Source organism: Aerococcus sp. L_32, from assembly GCF_050689315.1.
In genome coordinates, this window is record NZ_JBOEQF010001270.1 from 1 (window position 1) to 517 (window position 517).

Genomic DNA, 517 nt, shown 5'->3' on the forward strand with positions numbered 1-517 from the left:
CCAGTAAAGTAAGGAATATAAATCCCCAAATTATCTCCGCCAAGGGCAATGGTCAGAGCAACCACACTCGCAACTTCTGACTGTCTATGCGACATCTTTTCTTCTAAGTCCTTTTCATCTACATCTTCATCGATGAAGATAGCCCGAATCCCCAGAATCAAAGGAAGTAAACCAAGTAATCCAATCACCCAATCTTGTGGAATAAAGTTCAGGAAGTACGCTGCAATGAGACTAAAGCCAACGAGCAACCCCGTTCCAATATATTGGCCAATATAAATTGATCGTTGTTTACCCGTATTCATGGTAGAGAAAAGAATCGTTAAAACAACCAAATAATCGATGGACGTAGAGATAAAAACTAACATTGAAGATATAATTATTTCCATAAGCCTCCCCTTTCAATATGTTTATTAGAATTGGTGGTTTTCACACAAACACATCAACTTGGCCAAAGCCAAGGGAGAATGTTTAATAAATTGCTTCATATAAAACATCCAACTTTCATATTTTTTTCACG

The 517-nt window shown here is 37.3% G+C and carries 1 protein-coding gene; it reads right to left on the bottom strand.

From position 1 onward, the window contains the following. On the bottom strand, positions 1–386 hold a 386-nt coding region (locus tag ACRCJ0_RS19275), incomplete at its 3' end, for a cadmium resistance transporter (RefSeq protein WP_431391835.1). Between the last annotated feature and the right edge of the window lie 131 nt (positions 387–517).